Annotated in this window: 25 protein-coding genes; 13 read left to right on the top strand and 12 right to left on the bottom strand. The window is 31.6% G+C overall.

From position 1 onward, the window contains the following. Positions 1–3: 3 nt before the first annotated feature. A complete protein-coding gene (locus JMUB898_RS07555) occupies positions 4–1,095 on the bottom strand; it encodes a prephenate dehydrogenase (RefSeq protein ID WP_002442755.1) in 1,092 nt (363 codons plus the stop codon). A gap of 148 nt (positions 1,096–1,243) precedes the next feature. Between JMUB898_RS07555 and JMUB898_RS07550 the strand changes: the two genes are divergently transcribed. The 12 genes from JMUB898_RS07550 to JMUB898_RS07495 all read left to right on the top strand — a co-directional run bounded on the left by JMUB898_RS07550 (position 1,244) and on the right by JMUB898_RS07495 (position 14,462). Then, positions 1,244–2,281 (top strand): M42 family metallopeptidase, encoded by a 1,038-nt coding sequence (locus JMUB898_RS07550; RefSeq protein ID WP_002442756.1) that lies wholly within the window; start codon positions 1,244–1,246, stop codon positions 2,279–2,281. 491 nt (positions 2,282–2,772) lie between these two features. Beyond that, the gene (locus JMUB898_RS07545) at positions 2,773–4,179 is read left to right on the top strand and encodes an anthranilate synthase component I (protein WP_002442757.1); all 1,407 of its coding nucleotides are present in this window, start codon (positions 2,773–2,775) and stop codon (positions 4,177–4,179) included. Further along, positions 4,176–4,742 carry an anthranilate synthase component II gene (locus JMUB898_RS07540; protein WP_002442758.1) on the top strand — a complete coding sequence of 189 codons (567 nt, stop codon included), beginning with the start codon at positions 4,176–4,178 and terminating at the stop codon, positions 4,740–4,742. The genes JMUB898_RS07545 and JMUB898_RS07540 overlap by 4 nt, the downstream gene beginning before the upstream one ends. 2 nt (positions 4,743–4,744) lie before the next feature. After that, positions 4,745–5,746, top strand: a complete 1,002-nt coding sequence (gene trpD, locus JMUB898_RS07535) for an anthranilate phosphoribosyltransferase (protein ID WP_002442759.1) — start codon at positions 4,745–4,747, stop codon at positions 5,744–5,746. Further along, the gene (trpC, locus tag JMUB898_RS07530) at positions 5,743–6,525 is read left to right on the top strand and encodes an indole-3-glycerol phosphate synthase TrpC (RefSeq protein ID WP_002442760.1); all 783 of its coding nucleotides are present in this window, start codon (positions 5,743–5,745) and stop codon (positions 6,523–6,525) included. Before trpD ends, trpC begins: the two co-directional genes overlap by 4 nt. Beyond that, on the top strand, positions 6,522–7,145 hold the full coding sequence (locus JMUB898_RS07525; RefSeq protein WP_002442762.1) for a phosphoribosylanthranilate isomerase: 624 nt from the start codon (positions 6,522–6,524) through the stop codon (positions 7,143–7,145). Before trpC ends, JMUB898_RS07525 begins: the two co-directional genes overlap by 4 nt. A 1-nt stretch (position 7,146) precedes the next feature. Next, a complete protein-coding gene (trpB, locus tag JMUB898_RS07520) occupies positions 7,147–8,355 on the top strand; it encodes a tryptophan synthase subunit beta (RefSeq protein WP_037541436.1) in 1,209 nt (402 codons plus the stop codon). After that, positions 8,348–9,079, top strand: coding sequence for a tryptophan synthase subunit alpha (gene trpA / locus JMUB898_RS07515; RefSeq protein WP_002442765.1), 732 nt, complete (start codon positions 8,348–8,350; stop codon positions 9,077–9,079). Before trpB ends, trpA begins: the two co-directional genes overlap by 8 nt. A 92-nt stretch (positions 9,080–9,171) precedes the next feature. Next, positions 9,172–9,831, top strand: coding sequence for a type 1 glutamine amidotransferase domain-containing protein (locus JMUB898_RS07510; RefSeq protein ID WP_002442767.1), 660 nt, complete (start codon positions 9,172–9,174; stop codon positions 9,829–9,831). A 270-nt stretch (positions 9,832–10,101) separates the two neighbouring features. Beyond that, positions 10,102–11,355: an aminoacyltransferase gene (locus JMUB898_RS07505; protein ID WP_037541437.1), complete on the top strand. Its 1,254-nt coding sequence runs from the start codon at positions 10,102–10,104 to the stop codon at positions 11,353–11,355. 28 nt (positions 11,356–11,383) lie between these two features. After that, positions 11,384–12,637, top strand: coding sequence for an aminoacyltransferase (locus tag JMUB898_RS07500; protein WP_002442772.1), 1,254 nt, complete (start codon positions 11,384–11,386; stop codon positions 12,635–12,637). A gap of 1,048 nt (positions 12,638–13,685) precedes the next feature. Further along, positions 13,686–14,462 carry an HAD-IIB family hydrolase gene (locus JMUB898_RS07495; protein ID WP_002442775.1) on the top strand — a complete coding sequence of 259 codons (777 nt, stop codon included), beginning with the start codon at positions 13,686–13,688 and terminating at the stop codon, positions 14,460–14,462. A gap of 85 nt (positions 14,463–14,547) precedes the next feature. On the opposite strand, the gene JMUB898_RS07490 is transcribed toward JMUB898_RS07495, so the two are convergent. From JMUB898_RS07490 to JMUB898_RS07470, 5 genes are all read right to left on the bottom strand, one after another. Then, positions 14,548–15,243, bottom strand: coding sequence for an ATP-binding cassette domain-containing protein (locus JMUB898_RS07490; protein ID WP_044466339.1), 696 nt, complete (start codon positions 15,241–15,243; stop codon positions 14,548–14,550). A 2-nt stretch (positions 15,244–15,245) separates the two neighbouring features. Further along, complete coding sequence (locus JMUB898_RS07485; RefSeq protein ID WP_037541438.1) at positions 15,246–16,019, bottom strand: ATP-binding cassette domain-containing protein; 774 nt, start codon at positions 16,017–16,019, stop codon at positions 15,246–15,248. Then, entirely contained in the window at positions 15,991–16,836 is an 846-nt protein-coding gene (nikC, locus tag JMUB898_RS07480; RefSeq protein WP_126514791.1) for a nickel transporter permease, read from the bottom strand. Before nikC ends, JMUB898_RS07485 begins: the two co-directional genes overlap by 29 nt. Next, complete coding sequence (gene nikB / locus JMUB898_RS07475) at positions 16,826–17,830, bottom strand: nickel ABC transporter permease (RefSeq protein WP_002442781.1); 1,005 nt, start codon at positions 17,828–17,830, stop codon at positions 16,826–16,828. Before nikB ends, nikC begins: the two co-directional genes overlap by 11 nt. Before the next feature lie 193 nt (positions 17,831–18,023). Further along, the gene (locus JMUB898_RS07470; protein ID WP_002442782.1) at positions 18,024–18,374 is read right to left on the bottom strand and encodes a membrane protein; all 351 of its coding nucleotides are present in this window, start codon (positions 18,372–18,374) and stop codon (positions 18,024–18,026) included. A gap of 275 nt (positions 18,375–18,649) precedes the next feature. Between JMUB898_RS07470 and pepF the strand changes: the two genes are divergently transcribed. After that, positions 18,650–20,458, top strand: a complete 1,809-nt coding sequence (gene pepF, locus JMUB898_RS07465; protein WP_002442784.1) for an oligoendopeptidase F — start codon at positions 18,650–18,652, stop codon at positions 20,456–20,458. Between the two features lie 67 nt (positions 20,459–20,525). Here the strand turns inward: pepF and phoU are convergent, their stop codons facing one another. From phoU to JMUB898_RS07435, 6 genes are all read right to left on the bottom strand, one after another. After that, positions 20,526–21,173, bottom strand: a complete 648-nt coding sequence (gene phoU / locus JMUB898_RS07460; protein ID WP_002442786.1) for a phosphate signaling complex protein PhoU — start codon at positions 21,171–21,173, stop codon at positions 20,526–20,528. A 3-nt stretch (positions 21,174–21,176) separates the two neighbouring features. Further along, entirely contained in the window at positions 21,177–22,055 is an 879-nt protein-coding gene (pstB, locus tag JMUB898_RS07455) for a phosphate ABC transporter ATP-binding protein PstB (protein WP_002442788.1), read from the bottom strand. An 87-nt stretch (positions 22,056–22,142) separates the two neighbouring features. After that, entirely contained in the window at positions 22,143–23,048 is a 906-nt protein-coding gene (pstA, locus tag JMUB898_RS07450; RefSeq protein ID WP_002442790.1) for a phosphate ABC transporter permease PstA, read from the bottom strand. A gap of 1 nt (position 23,049) precedes the next feature. Next, the gene (gene pstC / locus JMUB898_RS07445) at positions 23,050–23,976 is read right to left on the bottom strand and encodes a phosphate ABC transporter permease subunit PstC (protein ID WP_002442792.1); all 927 of its coding nucleotides are present in this window, start codon (positions 23,974–23,976) and stop codon (positions 23,050–23,052) included. Between the two features lie 200 nt (positions 23,977–24,176). Then, the gene (locus JMUB898_RS07440) at positions 24,177–25,178 is read right to left on the bottom strand and encodes a PstS family phosphate ABC transporter substrate-binding protein (protein WP_126501967.1); all 1,002 of its coding nucleotides are present in this window, start codon (positions 25,176–25,178) and stop codon (positions 24,177–24,179) included. A 659-nt stretch (positions 25,179–25,837) separates the two neighbouring features. Further along, a complete protein-coding gene (locus JMUB898_RS07435; RefSeq protein WP_044466270.1) occupies positions 25,838–26,497 on the bottom strand; it encodes a DUF443 domain-containing protein in 660 nt (219 codons plus the stop codon). Positions 26,498–26,506: the final 9 nt, after the last annotated feature.

Genomic DNA, 26,506 nt, shown 5'->3' with positions numbered 1-26,506 from the left:
ATATTATTCAATATACGTATCGAAGTCTTTTAACGCTTCAATGCCACGTTCACGATCTTCTGGAGTTTTAAAACTAATTTGAAGAGCACCATAGATATCCTCACGCACTTCTAAAATTTTTAAGTTGCTTATAGAAATATTATGTAAACTTAAGATATGAGTAACTTGGCTAATCATACCCGCTTTATCCGGAATATCTACATATAGATCATACGCAATAGATAGAGCACCACGTTGTTTAACGGGTAGTTCGTCACGATATTGTTTTGCCTCTGCGAAAAAATCATAAATATTTTCTGCATTTTTAGAGATAATCATATTTTCGAAAGAGGTAATTTGAGATTTTAGTTCGTGGAGCAAAGACAAGATATGATTTTGATTATTTAAAGTTATATCTTTCCACATTTGAGCGTTACTACTAGCTATACGAGTAATATCTCTAAAACCACCGGCAGCTAATTTTTCTACTAAAGTATGATGACTGACATGATTAGCGCTTAAGTGAACTAAACTAGAAGCGATAATATGAGGGACGTGACTTACTATACCTGTAACATAATCATGTTCATTAGCATTAGTAGTAATAAACTTAGCTAATGTAGTTTTAAATAATTTCTTTAGATATTCAGCTGACGCTTTATTATCTTTTTCGTTAAACACCAGGATATAATATGCGTTTTCAAACAGATGTTTTTTCGAATTTAATACGCCAGATTTATGACTACCTGCCATAGGATGACCGCCGATAAGATGAATATTATTATTTAACAATATTTTTTCAAAAGCTTGGATTGTAGATTTTGTACTACCCGTATCAGTTACAATCAAATGAGGCTTAGTTTTATAATTAGGTAGTTCCTTCAGGTACTTAACGGTTTGTTCTACAGGAGTAGCATAAATAATGATATCTGCATTTTCTACGCCATACTGATAATTAGTTATTTTTTCATCGATAATTCCAATGGACAATGCTTTGTCTAATTGTGTTTCATTAGCATCATACGCTAAAAGCTTAATGTTAGAATTATAATATTTTAAGTTGCTCGCTAAACTACCACCAATAAGTCCTAGACCTACAAATAGGATTTGTTGCATCTAAAATCACCTTATTTCGAAATTTTCAGAATAGTAATATTGTATATGAGAGTGCCAATGTAATCAACATAATTAAAGAGGCTAGTACTTATTAGATTAAATAGACTATTTAGTTTAAAATATAATGTAATTTAAAGAAGGGGGTATAATGTTGACTCATGTTATGGAAACAATCAAACAATTAACCGAAATTAATAGTCCATCTGGCAATACTGAAGAGGCAATCAATTATGTGAAACATTTAGCTGAGAATCTAGGTTACCGTACAGAATTGACTAATAAAGGTGCGTTAATTATTACGGTTGATGGTCTTAATAACAGTGAGCAAAGATGTATCACAGCTCATGTAGATACACTAGGAGCAATGGTTAAAGAGATCAAAGAGAACGGTAGATTAGCATTAGATTTAATAGGCGGATTTCATTTTAACGCAATTGAAGGAGAATATTGTGAAATTCAGACACAAACAGGGCAAACGTATACTGGTACGATATGTCTTCATGAAACAAGTGTCCACGTTTATAAAGATAATCATAAAATACCAAGAAATAGTGAACACATGGAAGTACGTATTGATGAAATCACCAGTTCTGAACAAGAAACAAGAGATTTGGGTATTGAAGTAGGCGACTTTATATCATTTGATCCAAGAACGATCATTACCTCTTCAGGCTTTATAAAATCTAGACATCTAGATGATAAAGCTAGTGTTGGAATTATAATAGAATTATTGAAAAAGCTTAAAGAAGAAAATACCAAATTGCCACATACCACACAATTTTATATCTCTAACAACGAAGAAATAGGCTACGGAGCAAATGCTACGATTTCAGATAGTATTGTAGAATTTATAGCGCTTGATATGGGAGCACTTGGAGAAGGGCAGTCTTCAGATGAATATACAGTTTCAATATGTGCAAAAGACAGTTCTGGTCCATATCATAAAGCATTAAAAAATCATTTGGTTAATTTGTGTAAAATAAACGATATTCCTTATAAGATAGATATTTATCCTTACTATAGTTCTGACGCATCAGCAGCTTTAAAAGCAGGAGTCGACATACGCCATGGTTTATTTGGAGCTGGAATAGAATCTTCACACGCAATGGAAAGAACGCATATCGATTCAATAACCGCTACTCAAAATTTACTTTATGCGTATTGTTTATCGCCAATTAATAAATAAATTATATTAATTCAAGTTGACAAAATAGATTTATCTAGGTATGATACTAAATAATTAGAAATATCAGACAATTTGATTGTAAAAGTAGCTATTATATTTTGTAGAAATCAGAAAGCTAATGGTGGATGTAAATTAGCACAGTATAATAGACGAATTGGGCTTTCAAATTTAAATATCATATTTTAAAGTGAACAATAAAATTTGTTAACTAAGGTGGCACCACGGTAACGCGTCCTTACAGATGATAAGCGTTATTGTGGTGTTTTTTAATTATAAGCAAAAGGTAGTATCTAAAGAATCGGTAGTATAAGAAAGTTAGTGGTAAATGGAAACTAACACCCTCTTTAGAGAAATTGGGTTTTGTGGATAAAAGTGAATTAATAAAATGAGTGAGTTGATTGTGTTTCGAATAGTCAACTAATTAAGGTGGTACCACGCGTCAGCGTCCTTCTATTTGAGGATGCTGATTTTTTATTAAAAGGAGGATAACTATGGATATAGCTTACAGAAAATTAAATGCTCAGATTACACCAGAAGCATTAGCGCAATTAAAAACATCAAAAATTATCTTCGAGAGTACGAACCAAGATAAATTAAAGGGAAGATATTCTATTGTAGTGTTAGATGATTTTGGCTCAGTCACATTAGATAATCATCAATTAATGATAAAAACTGAATATGAAGAAAAAGAAGTGACAGAAAAACCATATGACTATTTAAAAAGCCTCGTGAACAAATATTATACAGATATTGAAGATGAACACTTGCGAGACTTACCATTTATTGCAGGGTTTATAGGAACGTGTAGTTTTGATCTTGTGAGACATGAATTTGAAAAACTACAAGAAATAAAGCTTTCAGATCATAGAGATCATGATGTGAAATTTTATTTAGTTGAAAATACTTACGTTTTTGATCACTACAAAGATGAATTATATGTGATAGCAACCAATCTATTTTCTAATAAATCAAAAGATGAATTATTTGAAGAGGTCGAAAAAAGAATTGAAGATTTAAAGCATATAAATTTAGTATATGAAAAGATTGAGTTTAACACTGAAAACAGAAAAATAAAGGTGAATATACCAGAAGATGAATTTATAGAAACGATAAAAGCTTTAAAGAAGAAAATTACTGAAGGAGATATGTTCCAAGTCGTACCTTCCAGAATTTATAGTTATGAACATCACTTTCATCATCATTTACAACAACTGACTTTTCAACTCTATCAAAAATTAAAGAGACAGAATCCTAGTCCATATATGTTTTACATTAATAAAGATATACCGATTATTGTTGGTAGTTCACCAGAAAGTTTTGTGAAAGTAAAAGATGGCTGGGTTTATACGAATCCTATAGCTGGAACTATCAAGAGAGGAAAGGACTTAGAAGAAGATGAAAAAAATAGTGAGTTATTATTGAATGATGAAAAAGAAAGAAGTGAACATAGTATGCTCGTTGATTTAGGAAGAAATGATATTCATAGAATTAGTAAAATAGGTACTTCTAAAATTACTAAATTAATGGAAATAGAAAAATATGAACATGTGATGCATATCGTGAGTGAGGTTATTGGTGAGTTAAAAGAAGGCTTATCGCCCATGAGTGTCATAGCAAGTTTATTACCTACAGGCACAGTATCTGGAGCGCCAAAATTAAGAGCTATACAAAGAATATATGAGGCCAATCCGCATAAGAGAGGGATTTACAGTGGGGGCGTTGGCTACATTAATTGTAATCACAATTTAGATTTTGCACTTGCGATTCGGACGATGTTAATTGATGAGAATCAGGTTGATATTGAAGCAGGTTGTGGCGTAGTTTATGATTCTATTCCGGAAAAGGAACTAGAAGAAACGAAATTAAAAGCAAAAAGTCTCTTGGAGGTAACTCCATGATATTAATAATAGATAATTATGATTCATTTACTTATAACCTTGTAGATATTGTAGCTAAACGAACTGAAGTAGTGGTTAAATATCCAGATGATGTTGATATTTTTAAACTTACGAATATTTCAGCTGTCATCATTTCACCTGGGCCAGGGCACCCTCTAGACAATAATTTACTCATTAAATTAATTGAATATTTCGAAAATAAACCGATTCTAGGTGTATGTTTAGGTGCGCAAGCATTAACTTGTTATTACGGCGGTGAAGTGATTCAAGGGACAAAAATTATGCATGGTAAGGTCGATAATTTAAAAATAATAAGTTCAACGCCACTATATCAAGAACTGCCTTCAAATTTTAAAATTATGCGATATCACTCGCTCATAAGCAATCCTAATCAATTTCCAAAGGAATTAGAAATCACTGGACGTACTGAAGATTGTATACAGTCATTCCAACATAGAGATAGACAGCACTATGGTATTCAATATCATCCAGAATCATTTGCTACAGAAAATGGAGAACAAATCATTAATAATTTTATAAAAATTGCAACGAGAGGAAACTGACAATGAAATTATTAGAAGAAATCAAAGAAAATAAACATTTAACAGAAGACGATATGAAAGAATTTATCAATCTGTTACTCAATCCAAAAGTGAGTAATGAAAGAAAAATTGAAATATTAACCTCCTATACTCAAAAGGAAATGCAACAAAGTGAACTTACATATTTAGTCAAACATCTCATTCATACCATGTATCCAGTTCAACCGTTTTATGAAGGCGCAATGTGTGTATGTGGAACAGGTGGTGATGGCTCGAATAGTTTTAATATTTCAACTACGGTTGCATTTATCGTTGCGAGTGCAGGCGTGCCAGTAGTTAAACATGGAAATAGAAGTGTTACGTCTCAATCAGGGAGTACAGATGTTTTACAAGAAATGGGCATTCAAACATGCAAAGTAGACGAAGTTGTTAAAGAATTAAACGCCAGAGGTCTTTCATTTATCAGCGCAACTGACTCTTATCCGATTATGAAACATCTCCAACCAGTAAGAAAAAGTATTCATACACCTACTATTTTTAATTTAGTGGGTCCCTTAATTAACCCATTTAAGCTTACTTATCAAGTGATGGGAGTATATGATGTTACTCAAATTGATAAGATTGCACAAACCATTAAAGATTTAGGTAGAAAAAAAGCAATTGTAGTTCATGGCGCAAACGGAATGGATGAAGCAACGCTATCTGGAGACAATATTATCTATGAAATTAATCAAGGTGAACCTATCAAGACATACACAATAAATGCTAAAGATTATGGTTTAGCTTTGGCTGAAAATGAAACATTAATCGGTGGTTCGCCGAAAGAGAATAAAAAAATTACAATAAATATTTTAAACGGAAATGATAAGTCGAGTAAAAGAGATGTGGTATTACTAAATGCTGCGCTCGCACTTTATGTTGCTGAAAAAGTCAACGATATTCAAAGTGGTATAAAATTAGCTCGTCATCTCATAGATAGTGGACAAGCTATGAAACAGTATTTGAAGATGGGGGTCTCATCATGACGATACTGAATGAAATAGTAGAGTATAAAAAAGAATTGTTGAATAAAGGTTACTACAAGCATAAGTTGGATGAACTTAAACAAGTAGATGTTACCAATAAAACTAAACTGATAGACGCTTTGAAGAATGATAAAAACTTATCTATTATTGCTGAAATAAAGTCTAAAAGTCCGACATTAAATCAATTACCTGAGAGAAATTTGCATACTCAAGTCAGAGAATATGAGTTATATGGAGCTAATGCCATTTCTATTTTAACCGATGAGAAGTACTTTGGAGGGAGTTTTGAACGTTTAACCGAACTTACAATAGAAACCAAATTACCTGTACTTTGCAAGGATTTTATTATAGATAAAATACAAATAGATGTAGCGAAAAAAGCTGGTGCTTCAATTATTTTATTAATTGTCAATATTCTTTCAGATACGGAATTAAAAGAGTTATATGACTATGCAACACAATTAGGTTTAGAAGTTTTAGTAGAAGTACACGATCAAGATGAGCTCAAAAAAGCATATCAACTTTCACCAGAAATCATTGGCGTCAATAATCGAGATTTAAAACGATTTGTGACCAAAGTGGAACACACAAATGAAATTTTAAAAGCTAAAAGACGTGGTTTTCATTACATTTCTGAAAGCGGGATTCATAGCATCAATGATGTTAAGACCATTTTAAACTCTGGTATAGATGGTTTACTAATTGGAGAAGCTTTAATGAAATGTGATGATTTAAGTCAATTTTTACCAAGTTTAAAACTAGAAAAGGTACGCCAATGATAGTAAAATTTTGTGGTTTTAAAAGCGATGAAGATATTGAAAAAGTGAAGGATTTGAACGTTGATGCTGTAGGTTTTATTCATTTTCCTAAAAGTAAAAGACATGTATCCATAAATCAAATCAAACATTTAACAAAGTCTATTCCGCATCGCATCGATCGTGTAGCAGTTGTAGTAAATCCCACGTTGGAATTAGTGACTGAAATCATAAATGAAACAGATATCAATACCATGCAGTTACATGGAAATGAAAGTATAAAGTTAATCAATCAAATTAAACAATTAAATTCTGAAATTAAGATAATTAAAGCATTACCAGCTGATTATCATTTAAATGAAAATATAAAAAAATACGAGAGTAATGTGGACTTATTTATTATAGACACACCCACAGAGAATTATGGTGGTACAGGGAAAGTATTTGATTGGAATATGTTAACTCATATTCGAGATACTAAGTTTTTAATTGCTGGAGGTCTGGATATCAAACACTTAAAACAACTTAATCAAATTGAACTTGGACAGATGGGTTATGACATTGCGAGTGGGATTGAAACAAATAATAAAAAAGATCTAACAAAAATGAAGGAAATTATTGAATTCTTAAAAGGGGATGAATGACATGAAAATTCAAACAGAAGTTGATGATTTAGGATTTTTTGGTGACTATGGGGGACAATATGTGCCCGAAACACTTATGCCAGCGATAATTGAGCTTAAGAAAGCCTATCATGTAGCCAAAAAAGATCAAAGCTTTCAAGAAGAACTTGATTATTATCTGAGGGAATACGTTGGAAGAGAAACACCTCTTACTTATGCAAAGTCTTATTCAGAACAATTGGGAGGGGCTAAGATTTATCTTAAACGTGAAGATTTAAATCATACCGGCGCTCACAAAATTAATAATGCATTGGGACAAGCGCTTTTAGCAAAGCGCATGGGTAAGAAAAAGTTAGTCGCTGAAACAGGCGCAGGTCAACATGGTGTTGCAAGTGCAACGGTAGCAGCATTATTCGATATGGAGCTCATTGTTTTTATGGGAAAAGAGGACATTAAACGACAACAATTGAATGTATTTAGAATGGAGCTTCTAGGAGCGAAAGTAGTTGCAGTTGAAGAAGGGCAAGGGACGTTATCAGATGCAGTCAATAAAGCTTTACAATATTGGGTGAGTCACGTAGATGATACACATTATCTATTAGGTTCAGCCTTAGGACCTGATCCATTTCCAACTATGGTAAGAGACTTTCAAAGTGTGATTGGAAATGAAATTAAAGCAAAGATACAAAATAAGGAAGAGCGTTTACCAGATGCAATTGTGGCATGCGTAGGTGGTGGTTCCAACTCTATAGGAACGTTTTATCCATTTATTAATGATAATGTTGAATTATTTGGAGTAGAAGCTGCCGGAGAAGGAGCAAATACAAAAAAGCATGCATTAGCGATAGGTAGGGGAAGACCAGGTGTACTTCACGGGTCTAAAATGTATCTTATTCAGGATGATTATGGACAAATAGAATTAGCACATTCTATATCAGCTGGTTTGGATTATCCTGGTATCGGGCCTGAACATTCATATTATCATGATATAGGACGTGTCGAATACGTGAGTGCCACAGACGAAGAAGCTATGGAAGCATTAATTCGTTTTTCAAAAGCTGAAGGAATTATTCCAGCGATTGAGAGCGCTCATGCACTGAGTTATGTTGAAAAGTTAGCGCCACAAATGAAAAGTAATGAAATAATTGTTGTGACAGTCTCTGGAAGAGGAGATAAAGATATGGAAACAATCAGAACGTATATTGAAAGTCGTGGTGAAAAGGATGCGTAAATTATTTATTCCATATATCATGGGTGATTTGAATTTTATTAAGAACCTTAAAATATTAAGTGAAGCAGGCGCAGATATAGTCGAAATAGGTGTCCCATTTTCGGATCCTGTAGCTGACGGACCAACAATTATGAATGCAGGCGCTAAAGCAATAGCAGAAGGCGTAAATGTAGATTTCATATTTAATGAATTGATCAATCATAGTCATGACATTACTTCTAAATATATTTTAATGACTTATTATAATATTATTTCTTCCTATGGAGAGAAACAATTTTTAGATAAATGTGTAGAAGCAGGTGTATTTGGATTAATTATTCCAGATTTACCTTTTGAACTTATTGAAAAATTTAAAAAAGATTTTCCAAATCATAAAGTTAAAATTATTCCTCTAATTGCTATGACAACTTCAAAGGAAAGAATGAAAGCCATTGCGAAAAAAGCAGAAGGTTTTATTTATACTGTAACTATGAATGCTACAACAGGTGAAAATGGGCAGTTCCATCCAGAATTAAAAAATAAAATTCAAATGTTAAAAGACATTGCAGACGTTCCTGTTGTTGCAGGTTTCGGTATCAGAAATGAAAAACATGTGAAAGATATAGGAGAAGTAGCCGATGGTGTTGTTATTGGTAGTGAAATTGTAAAAAGATTAGCAGAAAATGATGATGATCAATTTAAACAGTATGTAAATGGTATAAGACGCACTTTAGATGCTCTATAAAACAATAATAAAAATAGCAATATAAATTGAATAATGAAGTACGTGTCAGGGTAAATATAAATCATAATTAAATTATAAAGAGGTGAATAAGAATGAGTAAAAAAGTATTATTCGTTCTAACAAGCACTAATCAATATCCTGATGGTACTGAAACGGGTTTATGGTTAGAAGAAGCAGGCGAACCTTATGATATTCTAACTCAAGAAGGCATTGAGGTTGAGATAGCTTCTATTAAAGGCGGACATGTTAATTTAGATCCAAATTCAACTTCAGATGAATTATTAAATCAATATAGTACATTCGTATCACACTTAAATGATACACCAAGTATAGATGACATCAACGCTGATGACTACGATGCAATTTATTTACCAGGTGGTCATGGAACAGTCTTTGATTTTGCTAATAATGAAAAGCTTGCAAATATTTTAGTACACTTCAGAGATAAAGATAAAATTATTTCATCAGTTTGTCATGGACCAAGTGCTTTTGTAGGAGTTAAAGGAAGCAATGGTAAATATTTAGTAGATGGTATTCAATTAACAGCGTTTACAGATAGTGAAGAAAAAGCTATGGGATTAGAAGAAAAAGTGCCATTTTTAACTCAATCTAAATTAGAAGAACAAGGCGCAAGATTCGTAGCAAGTGATGACTTTACATCTCATTTAGAAGAAGACCGTAAATTTATTACTGGTCAAAATCCTCAATCAAGTGAAGTCATTGGTAAAGCACTCGTAAATGCATTAAAATAAAAATGAACACAAAATAATATGGACCGACACCTTGTTCAGTCCATATTATTTTTTACATAAAAGTTTCAATATTGCATTGGTTATCAATTAAGTACAATTTTTATATCAGTTAATATTTTAGTTTTGGTAATATCTATTGTATACTTGTCTAGATTAGAAATATAGTTAACATGGATAATCAAAATGATTACATATTATATGCAAGAGAACGACCTATATTCCTTAAAAGTTAAAAAGAGAGTTATAAAGATATAAATGGGAGTTATGATAATGAAGTTTACAAATTTAACAGCCAAAGAATTTGGTGACTTTACAGATCAAATGCCTTATAGCCATTTTACTCAGATGGAAGGCAATTATGAGCTCAAAGTTGCTGAAGGAACTGAATCACATCTTGTAGGGATTAAAAATAATGAGAATAAGGTAATTGCAGCCTGCTTGTTAACTGCAGTACCAGTCATGAAATTTTTCAAATATTTTTATTCTAACCGTGGTCCAGTAATTGATTATGATAATAAAGAACTTGTTCACTTCTTCTTTAATGAATTAAGTAAATACGTAAAAAAACATAACTGTCTATATCTAAGAGTCGATCCTTATCTTCCTTATCAATATTTAAACCATGATGGTGAAGTTATTGAAAATGCAGGACATGACTGGTTTTTCAATAAAATGGAAGACTTAGGATACGAACATGAAGGGTTCCACAAAGGATTTCATCCTATATTGCAAGTGAGATATCATTCTGTTTTAGATTTAAAAAATAAAACAGCAAAAGATGTTTTAAATGGAATGGATAGTTTAAGAAAACGTAACACCAAGAAAGTACAAAAAAATGGAGTCAAAGTTCGATTTCTAACTGAAGAAGAATTACCGATTTTTAGATCATTTATGGAAGATACGACAGAAACAAAAGAGTTTACTGACAGAGACGATAGCTTCTATTACAATAGATTCAAATATTTTAAAGATCGAGTATTAGTACCTTTAGCTTATATTGATTTCAATGAATATTTAGAAGAACTTAATACTGAGAGAGATGTATTAAATAAAGATTTAAACAAAGCGCTTAAAGATATTGAGAAACGACCTGAAAATAAAAAAGCGTATAACAAAAAAGAAAATCTTGAACAACAGCTAGATGCAAATCAACAGAAGATAGAGGAAGCTCAAAATTTACAGCAAGAACATGGGAATGAGCTACCTATCTCAGCTGGTTATTTCGTAATCAATCCATTTGAAGTAGTATATTATGCCGGTGGTACTTCAAATCGTTACCGTCATTTTGCAGGTAGTTATGCGATTCAATGGAAAATGATTAACTACGCTTTAGAACATGGCATTAATCGTTATAATTTTTATGGAATAAGTGGGGACTTCAGTGAAAACGCTGAAGACGTAGGAGTAATTAAGTTCAAAAAAGGCTATAACGCTGATGTTATTGAATATGTAGGTGATTTTATCAAACCAATAAATAAACCTATGTATGCAATCTACAACGCACTTAAAAAGTTAAAGAAATAGATTTTTTTAGGAAGGGAATTATCTAATTATGAAATTTACAGAGTTAACAGTAAAAGAATTTGAAAACTTTGTACAAAATCCATCATTAGAAAGCCATTATTTTCAGGTGAAGGAAAATATTGCTACGCGTGAAGCAGATGGGTTCCAAGTTGTATTATTAGGTGTGAAAGATGACGATAATAAAGTAATCGCAGCAAGTCTTTTCTCTAAAATTCCTACAATGGGAAGTTATGTATATTATTCTAACCGTGGTCCAGTCATGGATTATTCAGATTTAGGTTTGGTTGATTTTTATTTAAGAGAATTAGAAAGATACTTACATCAGCATCAATGTTTGTATGTAAAATTAGATCCTTATTGGATGTATCAATTGTATGATAAAGACATCAATCCTTTAACAGAAAAGAATGATGCCTTAGTTAACCTATTAAAATCACATGGCTATGAACATCATGGTTTCACTACAGAGTATGATGCTTCTAGTCAAGTAAGATGGATGGGTGTGCTTGATTTAGAAGGTAAAACGCCTGCTTCATTGAAAAAAGAATTTGATAGCCAACGTAAAAGAAATATAAATAAAGCGATAAACTACGGAATTAAGGTGAGATTTCTCGACAAAGATGAATTTGATATCTTCTTAGATTTATATCGTGAAACTGAAGCTAGAACTGGATTTGTTTCTAAAACAGATCAGTATTTCTATAACTTTATTAATCACTACGGTGATAAGGTTTTATTGCCATTAGCGTATATTGACTTAGATGAATACATAGAAAAAGTTCAACACACACTCAATGACAAAGAAAATCGTCGTGATGATATGATGGCTAAAGAAAACAAAAACGATAAGCAATTAAGAAAAATCGCCGAATTAGATAAACAGATTGACCATGATAAAAAAGAATTACTTAATGCAAGTGAAATTCGTCAAACTGATGGATCTATTTTAAATTTAGCTTCAGGTGTATACTTTGCTAATGCCTATGAAGTCAATTATTTCTCTGGAGGTTCTTCAGAAAAGTACAATCAGTACATGGGACCTTACGCAATGCATTGGCATATGATTAATTATTGCTTTGACAATGGCTACGATAGATATAATTTTTATGGTTTATCTGGTGACTTTACTGAAGATAGTGAAGATTATGGTGTTTATCGCTTCAAGAGAGGATTTAATGTTCAAATTGAGGAATTAATTGGAGATTTCTATAAACCAATTAATAAAGTGAAATATTGGTTATTCACGACATTAAACCGTATACGTAAAAAGATTAAAAAATAACTATATATTTATAAAGTAGAGCATATTGGGATAGAGCCAATATGCTCTTTTGCCGTTTAGAGAAGGGTTGGTAAACTCTAAATGGCTTAATGTAGGTATATTAAATCTAAGTTGTCGAAATCGTGTTGCACCCTACATAATTAATCATAGCACATGAGTAAAATGATACAATAATACTTATTGATTAATTTTTAATAATGTTTTTATAACTTAGCTTATTAAATTAGTATAATGATGTCATTGATTTATGAAATAAAAACTTAGTCATAATGTAAATGTTAACCAACACACAATACTTAAAAAATAATAAGGAATGAAACTTTAAAACGTTACATTAGCAATTTATATAATGTCATATACCTTTGTGCAGCAAAATAGGTGATTATAAAAGTATTATGTAAACCTATAGAGTGTCTACTATTTATTAAACATATAGTTAAGGGTTTCTAAGGGTTTCGACTAAATACTTGTGTTTTCTAAATTTAAATCGCAATTGGGCATCCTATAATTTTAAATGATGAATGTTGATATGTAATACTGTATCTTTAGCAAATGGAGTTGTGTATCTTTATGAAGTTTAAAGAATTAGTTTTATGTTGATTCAACACGCATGTTCATAAATGAATTAGATTAGTAAATGTGATGCAGATTAAATTACAAATCACTCAAGGATAGATATTTAAATAATGAGGATGAATAACGTTAAATATTGGAACATATTTAGCTTTGAATATTTTAGTTTACATAATATATATTATAGGAAGTTGTGCATAGTTCTATAGGGGGCTTACCTCTTTAGTATTTGCCTCATTTACATTCTCATTCTAAGCTGAGTTCTTATCATCAATTATATCCTTATTATTCTACGTTTAAATTATTTGTGTGTTTCTCACTTCAAAAATTCTTATCAGTTTCAAATACATCCTTAATCATGAACAAACATCGTATCATCATTCAACTGAAATCATTCCGTTAGTAATTTTTAGTTTCAAGACATTATCGATATGCTATACTAGATTCATTATTATCATTTTGGAGTGACACGTTCATGAATTTTATTTTCGATATTGATGGTACGATTTGCTTTGACGGTAATCATATTGACCAATCTATTAAAAATCGTCTTATGCAACTCAACGATGAAAACCATAAAGTTATATTTGCATCTGCACGTCCTATAAGAGATTTGCTACCAGTGATTCCTGAATTTGCAGATTATACTTTAATTGGTGGTAATGGCTCAATTATATCTAAAAACGGACAAATCGAAATCATATCGGAAATCAATGAACACGATATTAACCTCATTAAACAACTCATTAAACAATATGGATTGTTGTATATTATTGATGATAAATTCAATTATTCAACGAATTTAAATGCTGATAATGAAATTTATCAACGTATCGATCCTAATCGTACTGCACAGGCTTTACATATGGATGACATTAAGGATCCGATTAAAGCAATTCTTTTGAACATTAAATCTGATGACTTCGATACTATTGCTAAGATTTTGAAAACAGAATCAGACGGTATTGAGCTTATTTATCACTTTAATGAATCTTATATTGATGTGACCGCTCAAGGTATCGATAAACATACGACAATTCAATATTTAATAGGTTCAGATACAGATTATATTGCATTTGGTAACGATCATAATGATATTCACATGTTAGATAACGCTTCGCAAGGTTATTTTGTGGCTAATGCGCTGGTTGAACATCAGTCATTTTTGAAAAATCCTAATATCAAAGTCATTGATAATTCGAATGATGCAATATGTAAAGTGTTAGATAACTTTTTAGCTATCAAAGGTTAAATTAAACATGAACTATATTAAAAAGCCTCTTACAATAACTAAGGTTTGAACATTATCAAACACGTTGTAAGAGGCTTTTGCTATTTTATTCCATAGAATTGATGAGTAATTGAGAATACGGATGGCGTGATTTATCGAACAAATCCTCAATCTTAAAATCATCTACTACTTCTCCATCTTTTAACACAATCACACGTTGCGTCAGTCTTTGAATAACTGAAAGATCGTGGGAGATAACAAGTAGGGTTTTAGGATTGATGTGGTCTTCATTTATTATAATATCAATAACATTTTGCTCAGCTACAACATCTAGATTGGATGTAATTTCATCACATATCAATATATCTGGCTGAGAAATGAGTGATCTTATGATATTCAATCTTTGTAACTGACCGCCACTGACTTCTCGTGGAAATTTTTGCAACAAATGCTCTGTTAAACCAAATGATTCTAAATAGTTTAGTAACTTTGGCTTTATATCTGAAGATTTCATTTTATTATAAAATATGAGTGGTTCTTCAAGAGATTGTTGGATTGTATAATGTCTATCAAAACTTTCGAAGGCATGCTGAAATACGGGAAGTACGCGTTTTGAATTGACATTAACTTGTCCACGCGTAGGATTTAACTCTCCTAATATTAAAGAACTTAAGGTACTTTTACCTGCCCCGCTTTCACCTAATATCCCTACTTTTTCATTTTTGTCGATTTTAAAGTTTACACCGTTAAGAACAGAATGGTTTTTACTATATCCAAAATGAACATTTTCAAATTTTATGATAGTCAAAGATTTCCATCCTTTCTTAATGTGTTTTTGTATTTTAATAATTGCTTTGTATACGTATGTGTAATTTCATTTTCAGTAAGTTTATTAATTGAGCCAGATTCAACAAGGCTACCATTTCTCATAACATTAAAATAATCTCCATAATTAAGTACGTGATTCATATTGTGAGTAATCAACAATACTGTATGATGATGGTCTTTAACTATATGTTTAAGCATTTGCATAATTTGATGACCATTGACGACATCTAAAGATGCTACAGGTTCATCGGCAATGATAAGTGGAGGTTTCAACATGAGCACGCTAGCAATGTAAACACGTTCAAGTTGACCACCAGAAAGTTGAAAACTGTATTTTTTAATAATACTAGAATCATTTAAATTAACCCAAGTTAAAGCAGTGATTATGTTCTTTAATGCCTCCTCTTTAGATACATTAAAGTGTGTTCGATATATTGCAATAAGTTGTTTATCTAGACGTGAGTATTCATTAAAGCTTTGCGTATAATTCTGAGAAATATAACCAATTTGTTTACCTAAAAGATGATTCATATTAGTAGCATTTTCTCCAAAATCATACTCATCATATGTCATATTTAATCCTTCTGGTAAATATTTCAAAAGTGCCCTTGCTGTGAGACTCTTACCTGCCCCACTTTCGCCAATAATAACATTAAGTTTTCCTTGATAAATATTTAAATCAACGTTCTGGACTAACTTATAATTATTAGAATCGCTAATGTTAAGATTTTTTATTTTCAAAAGCGTCAAACTCGACACCTCTCTTCTCTAATAATCGATCTCTGACAGCGTCTCCTGTTAAGTTTAAGATTAATATCGTGATCGAGATTAATGTCGCTGGTGCAATGATCATGATTGGATGTGATGTGATAAAGTTACGTCCTGCTTGAAGCATAGCGCCCCACTCTGGAGATGGTGGTTGTGCGCCTAATCCTAAAAATGACAACGAACTAATGTAAAGAATAATTTTACCAAAATCAACAATCATAATAACTAAAATGGAAGGAAACACTTTGGGTAATAAATGTTTAAATAAAATATTAAAAGTTGATACATTAAATAATTTGGCCATCTTTATATAGGAAAGATTCATTTCTGAATTGACGATCCCTCTTGTTACCCTTGTATAATTCATCCATTTAATAACAGTAATGGCAATCACTAAATTCCATATGCTTGGATGGAAGAAACTTGCTAAAGCAATCATAATAACGAATTCAGGTATACTCAAACCGATATCTATCATTCTCATGATCATCGAATCGATCCAACCTTTTTGATAGCCTGAAAGTAAACCAAGTGGTACGCCGATTAAAACAGTAAAAAGTAAAGTCAATAAAGTAACAAATAAAGTTGTTCGTGCGCCTATGATGAGTCGACTAAATAAATCGCGACCATAGTCATCGGTTCCTAAAAAGTGATGTAAACTTATGGGCTCAAATGTTTCTGATAAATTAACTTTAAAAGCTGCATCATTACTAACAAACAGTTGAAGGGCGATAATTATAAATATATAGATACTAAACACATAGAAAATGAGATTCTTCTTTGTTAATTTAAACTTCATCATCATCACCTTCTTTTTTATAATGTCTCAGATGTGCAAAATTAAATATATTTGTCTTAGCTGATTGATTGTAACGCTGTTTAGGATCAATAAATAAAGTGGTTATATCAGCAATCGTATTAATGATTACAACGAAAAATCCTATAAAGAGTACGCAACCTTGAATGACCGGATAATCTCTAGATTTAATACTGTCGACTAAAAAGTAACCTAAACCTGGAATGTCGAATAAATTTTCAATCACGACGGTACCTCCGATTAAGCTTCCTACTGACAGACCTAATAAGGGAATAATAGGAATGAAAGTCGGTTTGAAAATATCATGAAATAAAATATAACGTTCTGACATCCCTCTTAATCGAGAAGCTTCTACAACTGGACTCCGATATTGTTCTAATAAATTAGAGCGTATAAGACGTATGTAATATGCACACATACCCACACTCATTGTAATAATCGGTAATATATACGCAGCTATTGATCCATCCTCTGATGTTGGTAATACATTTAACTTTTGGTTGAAAATAAATAACAATATTAAACCAATAAAAAATGAAGGTAAGCTCACAGATAAAGAAGTTAAAACTCGAATCATTTTGTCTAAAGTTTTGTGATAATTTATTGCGGCTATCACTCCTAAAGGTATTGAAACAAGCATAGATAAAATTAATGTTCCAAAAGTAATGATTAATGTTGGAACAATATAGTTCATGATTTCTTTAGATACTGGAGCACCTGTTTGATAACTTGTACCTAAATTTAAATGTAATAATTGACTGAACCAATGCCACCATTGACCGAGTAAAGAATGATCCAGTCCTAATTGATGTTCTGTAGCTTTGATTTGAGATTGTGAAACTTGAGAGGTATCAAGATGAAGAATTTTATTAACTGGGTTCCCTGGTGATAATTTCATTAAAATAAATGTGATTGTTGTTAAAACAAAAAGCACGATAATCATTTGCAATATTTTTGAAATGATTGTTTTAAACATCTTCGCAACATCCTTCTGTATTAAATGGATTAATTATTTATATATTAAAATTTTACATTAAATTATTTTTATCGTCATTTACCTATTATAATAGTCACATTGAAAAAATAATAGTATAAGCGATGTAGCCCTCCAATTTAACAAAAAAACTCAACGCCATCTAACTAAATAGACAGCGTTGAGTTCCAAAATATTATTTACGATGGCGCCCTCTTAACATTTTTAAATCTTCTTCATCTTCATATTTACGAATTTCTTTTTCAAGTTTATTCTTCTTACGTTCTCGTCTCCATTTACGTGTAAAGTACCATAATAAGAAACTAATGATTAAACTCATTAAAGCTAAGAAAGCAGCGTAACCTAATAACGGCTGATAAGAAATGTGTTGGAAATTAGGAATAAAGAATGCTAATAAACCTAAAACTACAAATGTAATTACTGCGGCGATCAACCATCTATGTAAAACTAATGTACAGAATACTGTTAATAAAACCATTGCTAAGATAGTAATCCATAAGTAATTAGGCATATCAAAAATTGTCATAATACTATCTCCTTGTTAGTTTATTTAATAATAATTTTATTATACTATTTATTTGAATTAAACCACTCAGTCTAGAGTAGTAACGTTCCTAAAGAATATTCAGAGATTGGGACATCATTTATTATTTCTGTCCTACTCCTATTCACATACTTAAATTAATTATTCCCTACTCTTATGTTTGCTAAACGAATACTTGCCTTCTCTAAACGCTTCAAATGTTATTCTGACTTGAGTTTTGTATAATAAAGATAATACATATCAAAGGAGTGTTCCCAATGACACAAGGTTTACCTTTAAGAAAGGATGTCCCTACTCAAGAAACATGGGATTTGAAAGACCTTTTTGAAAATGATGAAGCATTTTATCAAACTCTTAATCAAGTGTTCCAATCTTCTAAAGCGTTCAAATCTACATATCAAAATCAACTTAAAGATATTGAAACAGTTGAACGTGCGCTTAAAGATTATGAAGATATTTTAATTCAATTGGATCGTCTTTATAATTATCCCGAACTAAGAGTGAGCGTAGATGCCACTAACGAAGCAGCGCAAAAAGTAAATGCTAAATTGAATACGATGTCTGGTAAAATAGCAGGCCTACTCTCATTCGTAGATTCTGAAATCTTAGCCTTACCTGAGGACATGTTAAATCAATTACAACAACAATCGAATTATCCTCACTTCATTAAACAGTTGAAAGATAGAAAGCCGTATCAACTATCTACAGAAGTAGAACAAGTATTGGCTACTCTAACGCCAACACTTAGAAGTCCTTTTGAATTATATGGAACAACCAAAAGTTTAGACATTGACTTTGAGTCATTTGAGCATAATGGTATGACTTACCCCCTCGATTATGCCACTTTTGAAAATGAATACGAAGATAATCCAGATGCCGAATTTAGAAGAAAGAGTTTTAAAGCATTTAGCGACTCAATTCGTAAATATCAAAATACAACAGCAGCTACGTATAATATGCAAGTTCAACAAGAAAAAATCGAAGCGGATATGCGTGGATATGATTCTGTGATCGATTACTTATTACAAGACCAAGAAGTGACACGCGACATGTTTGATCGTCAAATAGACGTTATTATGAGTGATTTGGCTCCGGTAATGCAAAGATATGCTAAGTTAATTCAACGTGTCCACGGACTTGATAAAATACGATTTGAAGATTTAAAGATATCTATCGATCCTAGTTATGAACCAGATATTTCAATTGAAGAGTCTAAAAAATACATTTATGGCGCTTTAAATGTTTTGGGTGAAGATTATGTGAAAATGTTAGAATCTGCCTATGATAATCGATGGATAGATTTTGCTCAAAATAAAGGAAAAGACACAGGTGCTTATTGCGCGAGTCCTTATTTTACACATTCATATGTATTTATTTCTTGGACTGGAAAAATGGCTGAAACCTTTGTGCTTGCTCATGAGCTAGGACATGCTGGTCATTTTACTTTAGCGCAGAAACATCAAAATTTATTAGAATCAGAAGCATCTATGTACTTTGTCGAAGCGCCATCCACGATGAATGAAATGTTAATGGCAAATTATTTATTCAATAGTAGTGATGATCCTAAATTTAAACGTTGGGTCATTGGTTCTATACTTTCTAGAACGTATTATCATAATATGGTAACTCACTTGTTAGAAGCGGCATATCAACGTGAAGTTTACAGATTAGTAGATGAAGGAGAGTCACTCACTGCCCCACTACTTAATAAGATTATGTTAGACGTTTATGAAAGATTCTTTGGCAATGCAGTTGAGATGACAGATGGTGTTGAACTCACTTGGATGCGTCAACCTCATTATTATATGGGATTGTACTCATATACTTACTCTGCAGGTTTAACAATTGGTACTGTGGTTTCTCAGAAGATTAAAAATGAGGGACAACCAGCTGTAGACCAATGGTTAGAAACACTTAAAGCTGGCGGAAGTAAATCACCAGTTGAATTAGCGCAAATAGCAGGTGTTGATATAACAACGGAAGTACCATTAAAAGCGACGATTAAATATATTTCAGAATTAGTCGAAGAACTAGAAATTCTTACAGATCAAATTGAAGCAGGCTAATTAAAAATTTTTTCCAATCAAAAATCGCCCTCATAGACTTAAAGCCTATGGGGGCGATAATTTGTTATTAATCAAATGTATCGAAATGTTCACCTGTTAAATAGTAATAAACGCTTTCGGCAATATTACTAATATGGTCTCCAATACGTTCTAAATGTCGAGCAGCTAAATGTGCCTGACCAGCAACAAATGGATCATTATCAATTAAATAAGTTGTGTTAACAATATTGATGTATAAGTCATCAATATCTTTATCTCTTTCGATAATTTCTTTAATTAGCGTTAAATCCTCTGTTTTGACAGCGGTATTGAGATCTTCCAACATGAGCATTGCTAATTTACCCATCGTTTTTAAACGTGTAAATACATAGTCATCGTTAATTTTAACCCTTAGACGAATGTGCGCGATACTCGCAGCATTATCTCCCATTCTTTCAAAGTCTGTTGAAATTTTTAATGCAGCCATCATCATACGTAAATCCGTAGCAATAGGTTGCTGTTTGGTAATTAACATAATCACTTTTTCATTTATTTCATAATCTAATTGATTAATCTCTCTATCCTTTTCAATGGTTTCTCTAGCGAATGTTCTCTTTTCCTCACTTAACGACACTAATGCATTTTTAATATTAAAATAAACACGAAGGCCAAGACGACGTAAATCTTTAATTAACTCATCTAGCTGACCTTCGTATTTATGTCTAATGATTGCCATATATTATCCGAAACGTCCTGAAATATAATCTTCTGTTTGTTTATCAGAAGGATTAGAGAAGATTTTATCAGTGTCGTCGTATTCGTTCACATAACCATTAAGGAAGAAAGCAGTTTTATCAGATACACGTGCAGCTTGTTGCATGTTGTGTGTAACCATAATAATTGAATAATTTTCTTTTAATTCTTGTACTAATTCTTCAACTCTTAGTGTTGAAATTGGATCGAGTGCTGATGTAGGCTCATCCATTAAAATAACATCCGGTTCGATTGCTAAACATCTTGCAATACAAACACGTTGTTGTTGCCCCCCTGATAAGCCATATGCATTTGTGTGTAATCTATCTTTTAATTCATCCCAAATTGCCGCGCCACGTAATGATTTTTCTACGATTTCATCTAAAACTTTTTTGTTTTTAATGCCATGAGTTTTAGGACCATAAGTGATATTATCATAAATTGATTTAGGGAATGGGTTTGGTTGTTGGAAGACCATTCCTACGTTAGTTCTTAACTTTTCTTTAGAGTATTTCGGATCAAAGATATTTTGATCTCGATATAAAATTTTTCCTGCAGTTTTAACTGAAGGTACGAGTTCAACCATACGATTGAGTGCTTTGATATATGTTGATTTACCACAACCTGATGGTCCGATAATCGCTGTAACATTGTTTTCTAAGATATCTAAATTAATATTTTGTAATGCGTGATTTTCACCATACCATAAATCTAGATTTTGTGTTGAATAAACAATATTCTTTTGACTATCTGGTGTTGTATCTTTTCTATCATTTTCAGTAGTCACGATAGTAGAGACTGAACCATTCGTTTTGTCAGTTTGTTCACTTAATTTATTTTTTTCTGCGACTTGTGAATTAGCCATAATTAAAAACTCCTTCTATATAGAGGAAAAGTTGTAAAGAAACAAATCTTTTCCTCGTTGAAATAACAATTTTCCCAATAAGCTATATTAATATTTTTTACTGAATTTATTTCTTAAAAGAATCGCAATTGCATTCATTGCTAATAAGATAACAAGTAATACGATAATTCCTGCTGATGCCACATTTTGGAATTCAGCTTGAGGCATTTTAGCCCAAGTATAAATTTGAGTTGGTAAAGCAGAGAATTGATCTAATAGTCCACTTGGTGTAGCTAATAGAATTGTAGGAATACCAATAACTACAAGTGGTGCCGTTTCACCTAATGCACGAGATAAAGATAAAATGAAACCAGTTAAGATACCAGGTAGTGCTGCTGGTAAAACAACCTTTCTGATGGTTTGCCATTTATTGGCACCTAAACCAAATGAAGCTTCTCTTACAGAACCGGGTACAGCTCTAATTGCTTCTTGGCTTGAAACAATAATTACTGGAAGAATAAGTAATGACATTGTTAATGCAGCTGCTAAAACACTGTTTCCCATTCCAGCTGCTCCAACGAAAAGTGTGTAACCTAAAAGACCAAATACGATTGAAGGCACACCGGCTAAGTTTGAAATACTTATTTTTACTATGCTTGTAAAAATATTGTCCTTTGCATATTCCTCTAAATAAATAGCTGTGCCAATACCTAAAATAATAGTGATTGGAATGATACTAACAATTAACCAGATTGAACCAATGACTGCCCCTTTAACACCAGCATCTGCAGGTGTTGAAGAAGAGAAATTAGTAAAGAATTCAGGTGTTAAATGGCCGGCTCCTTTGATGATGGTTTGTGCTAATAATGCTACTAACACAACAAGACCGATTAACGTACAGAGGAAGAATAACCATTTGTTAACTTTATTCTTAGTATCTCGAGTAGAAATATTTTTGTCGACTTTGTTTTTGTCGATTAACGTTTTATTATTAGAATTTGTTGTCGCTGTCATATTAATACTCCTCTCTGAAGCGTTTTGAAATCCATTGTGAAAGTAGGTTCATAAGTAAAGTAAAGATGAATAAAGTGAAACCTACTGCATAGATACTGTAGTAGATATCAGAACCAAATGGTGCATCACCAGTTGCGACTTCTACAATGTATCCAGTCATGGTTTGAATTGAACTTGTTAAGCTTAGAGATGAAGTTGGCGAACTACCAGCCGCTAGTGAAACGATCATTGTTTCACCAATTGCTCTTGAAATCCCTAATACGATTGATGCAACAACTCCTGAAGTGGCTGCAGGTAAAACAACTTTAGTAGCAACTTCAAATTTAGTTGCACCTAAGCCGTAAGCACCCTCACGTATTTTATTTGGCACTGAAGACATTGCATCTTCACTCATACTTGTAATAACTGGAACAATCATAATACCAACAACGATTCCAGGACTGATAGAGTTAAACTCACCTAATATAGGTATAAAACTTCTTAAAAGCGGTGTTACAAATGTAAGGGCGAAGAAACCGAATACAATTGTAGGAATACCTGCTAAAATTTCCAAAATTGGTTTAATAATTCTACGTGCTTTATCGCTTGCATATTCATTAAGGTAAATAGCTGCACCTAAACCAATAGGAACAGAAACGATAGTGGCAATGATTGTAATTTTTAAGGTACCAATGATTAAAGCCCAAATACCATATTCTGGTGAAGAACCTGTAGGATTCCATGTACCAGATAAAAAGAATTTAGAAAATGGTACGCGTGTAAAGAAAGTAATCGTCTCAGTTAACAAAGTGAATAAAATAGCAATTGTCGTTAAGATTGAAATAGCTGAAATAATACCTAGAATAATTGGAACGATTTTATCGCTTGCTCCACCCTTTTTAGCATTATTCTTAGCTATCATTTCTCTAACATTCGTTTGTGAAGCCATGTAAAACCCTCTTTCTTAATCTCCCAAAATAATTTAAAAAAAGATTGGGAATTGCTAAAGGGAATTGTTGAGTACTAATTAAATTACCATTTAGTAATGACTCAATTCTCTTCCCTGAAGCTGAATAGTACAGACAAAGCGGTTGATTAACCGCTTTGTCAAATACCTTCACAAATTCCCAACCCTTTAAAATTCGTACGTTATTTATTATTTTTTTCGTCAGATTTTTTGTCATCTGATTTTTTATCAGATTTCTTATCTGATTTTTTGTGTTTGTCTACGAATTTATTTAATTCTTTTAACTCAGATTTGTAAGTTTTCTTAGGTGAAGCTACATAACCAGCATCTTCAGCTGATTTACCTTCATCTTTAAGAACGAATTTCATAAATTCTGACATTACTTTGTTATCTTTTAATGATTTATCTTTAACGTAGATGAATAATGGTCTACTTAAAGCGTATGAACCATTTTTGATTGTTTTCTTAGTTGGTTCAGTTAATTTGCCGTTATCGTCTTTGATTTTAACTTCTTTTAATTTATCTTTATTTTGTTCGTAGAAGTTATAACCGAAGTAACCGATACCTTCTTTGTTTTTAGTTACTGAAGAAACGATAGCGTTTGTATCAGCATTTTTCTCAGCTTTGATATCTTGTTTGTCCATTACTTCCTCTTCGAAGAAGTCGTAAGTACCATGACTTGAGTTAGGTGATACGGCATTGATTTTTTTGTCTGGCCATTTAGAGTTAACATCTTTCCATGTTTTAGCTTTACCAGAGTAAATTTCTTTTAATTGAGATTTAGTTAATTCTTTAACAAAGTCGTTATCTTTGTTAACTGCAATTGTTACACCATCTTGTGCAATTTTGAATTCGTGGTATTTAATACCTTTATCTTCTAATTTTTTCTTTTCTTCATCTTTAATAGGTCTTGAAGCGTCTGAGAAATCAGTTTCGCCAGCAATGAATTTTTGGAATCCAGCACCTGTACCAGCTTGGCCAGAAGAAATTTTAGCGTCTTTATGATCTTTAGCCCATTTTTCGTTTAATTTTTCAACGATTGGAGCTACTGTTGATGAACCTTCACCTTTTGCAGAACCTTTAAGATCGCTTCCACTTCCAGAACCTCCATTATTACCGCCACAAGCGCCTAGTAAGAACGAAGCTCCTAATACAGTAGTACCGACTAATTGCCACTTTTTCATTGATACATCCTCCTAATATAAATAACCCTAATGTTATATGTATTTCTTACAGTTTTTATGATACATACCTTTTGTTAATTAAAAATAGAGTAATTGTAAATCTTTTGTTAAGAATGTTTAAAGGTTGATATGACGTGTTTTATAGAGATATAGATGGAGTTTATATTTATGGGATTTAGTTGAAAAGGAACCACCAAATATGGCTATCGTGAGCTAATGAATTTGGAGTGGAGTTAGTTAAATAAAATACTAGTAATAAAGGAGAGGATTATACAAAAATTTGGGAAATTGAAAACTATGTCGAGTTAGAAAAAACGCATCACAAGACATTAATCCTGCAATGCGTTTTGGCAATTAGTCTAAACTAAAATAAGGTGTTTAAAATTTATAATTATTAATTTTTGAGAACCTTCTTTTAAATAAACAGTACTAACTATCATTTTCCTTTAATTTTTCCCATTGTGCCTTCAATTTTAGTTTGACCGTAGAGAATAGAATTTTGAAATAATATTATAAAGAAAAATACGATAATACCAAAGATGTATAAATAGTTGGACATCTTTGAAAATAAAAATTCATATAGAAGAAGTAAAAATAATAAGGATTATTTTTCACTCTTTGTTTTGTGAACAAAATCTTGTTTATATAACTTAGCTCATTCAATTTATTTCAGATATCTTTCCGTAAATCTTTATTTTTCCATATAGTCTAATATTCTGAAATAAAATAAGTAACAAAAATATAATCATTGTTAGTATGAAAAATATATTAGAATTTTCCATAGAATAAAATGCAATTAAAGACATCAAATATAGAAAAGAAAGTATCAAATAAAGTACCGTATTCTTAATAACGATTTTAAAATTAGGTAAAATGTATGCAAGTTTTACATTAGTTCCATTTCTTAAGGCTAAAACATCACGTTTTCTTTTGTCGAAAATAAATTTCGTTAATATTAAAGCAAAATTTGTTAGTAGAATTATCAATAAGTTGAAAATTCTACTTGATGGAAAGTTTCCATAATCAAATAAAGGTCTTAATAAAACTCCTAAAATAACAGTTATACCAACACTTAAGCTTAATAAAGCGTCATTTAATTTATCTTCATTTTTAGTTATACTTTTTTCATTATTTATATCATTTAATGATACTTCTATTAATTTATGAGGAGTAAAGTAATTTAGCAGTGGGAAAATGTACGACAATTTATTAGAATTGAGATCTATAACATAGTTTTTCCCCTCATATTTAATTAATTTATATTTACTGTTACCTTTTATGCTTATAATTTCTATTTGTCTTTTTAATTTTTTGTCCATAATGAATTC

The organism is Staphylococcus caprae, assembly GCF_003966625.1.
GTDB classification, from domain to species: domain Bacteria; phylum Bacillota; class Bacilli; order Staphylococcales; family Staphylococcaceae; genus Staphylococcus; species Staphylococcus caprae.
Note: the sequence above shows the minus strand (reverse complement) of the source record. Positions and strands in the feature narration are given on the sequence as shown.

Bases quoted from the DNA above. Each gene is read 5' to 3' on its own strand.
- nikB (WP_002442781.1), bottom strand. From the start codon at position 17,830: ATGTTTAAAACAATCATTTCAAAAATATTGCAAATGATTATCGTGCTT.
- pstC (WP_002442792.1), bottom strand. From the start codon at position 23,976: ATGGCTTCACAAACGAATGTTAGAGAAATGATAGCTAAGAATAATGCT.
- JMUB898_RS07495 (WP_002442775.1), top strand. From the start codon at position 13,686: ATGAATTTTATTTTCGATATTGATGGTACGATTTGCTTTGACGGTAAT.
- JMUB898_RS07500 (WP_002442772.1), top strand. From the start codon at position 11,384: ATGAAATTTACAGAGTTAACAGTAAAAGAATTTGAAAACTTTGTACAA.
- pepF (WP_002442784.1), top strand. From the start codon at position 18,650: ATGACACAAGGTTTACCTTTAAGAAAGGATGTCCCTACTCAAGAAACA.
- trpD (WP_002442759.1), top strand. From the start codon at position 4,745: ATGAAATTATTAGAAGAAATCAAAGAAAATAAACATTTAACAGAAGAC.
- JMUB898_RS07550 (WP_002442756.1), top strand. From the start codon at position 1,244: ATGTTGACTCATGTTATGGAAACAATCAAACAATTAACCGAAATTAAT.
- nikC (WP_126514791.1), bottom strand. From the start codon at position 16,836: ATGAAGTTTAAATTAACAAAGAAGAATCTCATTTTCTATGTGTTTAGT.
- JMUB898_RS07540 (WP_002442758.1), top strand. From the start codon at position 4,176: ATGATATTAATAATAGATAATTATGATTCATTTACTTATAACCTTGTA.
- trpB (WP_037541436.1), top strand. From the start codon at position 7,147: ATGAAAATTCAAACAGAAGTTGATGATTTAGGATTTTTTGGTGACTAT.
- phoU (WP_002442786.1), bottom strand. From the start codon at position 21,173: ATGGCAATCATTAGACATAAATACGAAGGTCAGCTAGATGAGTTAATT.
- pstA (WP_002442790.1), bottom strand. From the start codon at position 23,048: ATGACAGCGACAACAAATTCTAATAATAAAACGTTAATCGACAAAAAC.
- pstB (WP_002442788.1), bottom strand. From the start codon at position 22,055: ATGGCTAATTCACAAGTCGCAGAAAAAAATAAATTAAGTGAACAAACT.
- JMUB898_RS07510 (WP_002442767.1), top strand. From the start codon at position 9,172: ATGAGTAAAAAAGTATTATTCGTTCTAACAAGCACTAATCAATATCCT.
- JMUB898_RS07545 (WP_002442757.1), top strand. From the start codon at position 2,773: ATGGATATAGCTTACAGAAAATTAAATGCTCAGATTACACCAGAAGCA.
- JMUB898_RS07555 (WP_002442755.1), bottom strand. From the start codon at position 1,095: ATGCAACAAATCCTATTTGTAGGTCTAGGACTTATTGGTGGTAGTTTA.
- trpA (WP_002442765.1), top strand. From the start codon at position 8,348: ATGCGTAAATTATTTATTCCATATATCATGGGTGATTTGAATTTTATT.
- JMUB898_RS07470 (WP_002442782.1), bottom strand. From the start codon at position 18,374: ATGACAATTTTTGATATGCCTAATTACTTATGGATTACTATCTTAGCA.
- JMUB898_RS07440 (WP_126501967.1), bottom strand. From the start codon at position 25,178: ATGAAAAAGTGGCAATTAGTCGGTACTACTGTATTAGGAGCTTCGTTC.
- JMUB898_RS07525 (WP_002442762.1), top strand. From the start codon at position 6,522: ATGATAGTAAAATTTTGTGGTTTTAAAAGCGATGAAGATATTGAAAAA.
- JMUB898_RS07435 (WP_044466270.1), bottom strand. From the start codon at position 26,497: ATGGACAAAAAATTAAAAAGACAAATAGAAATTATAAGCATAAAAGGT.
- JMUB898_RS07505 (WP_037541437.1), top strand. From the start codon at position 10,102: ATGAAGTTTACAAATTTAACAGCCAAAGAATTTGGTGACTTTACAGAT.
- trpC (WP_002442760.1), top strand. From the start codon at position 5,743: ATGACGATACTGAATGAAATAGTAGAGTATAAAAAAGAATTGTTGAAT.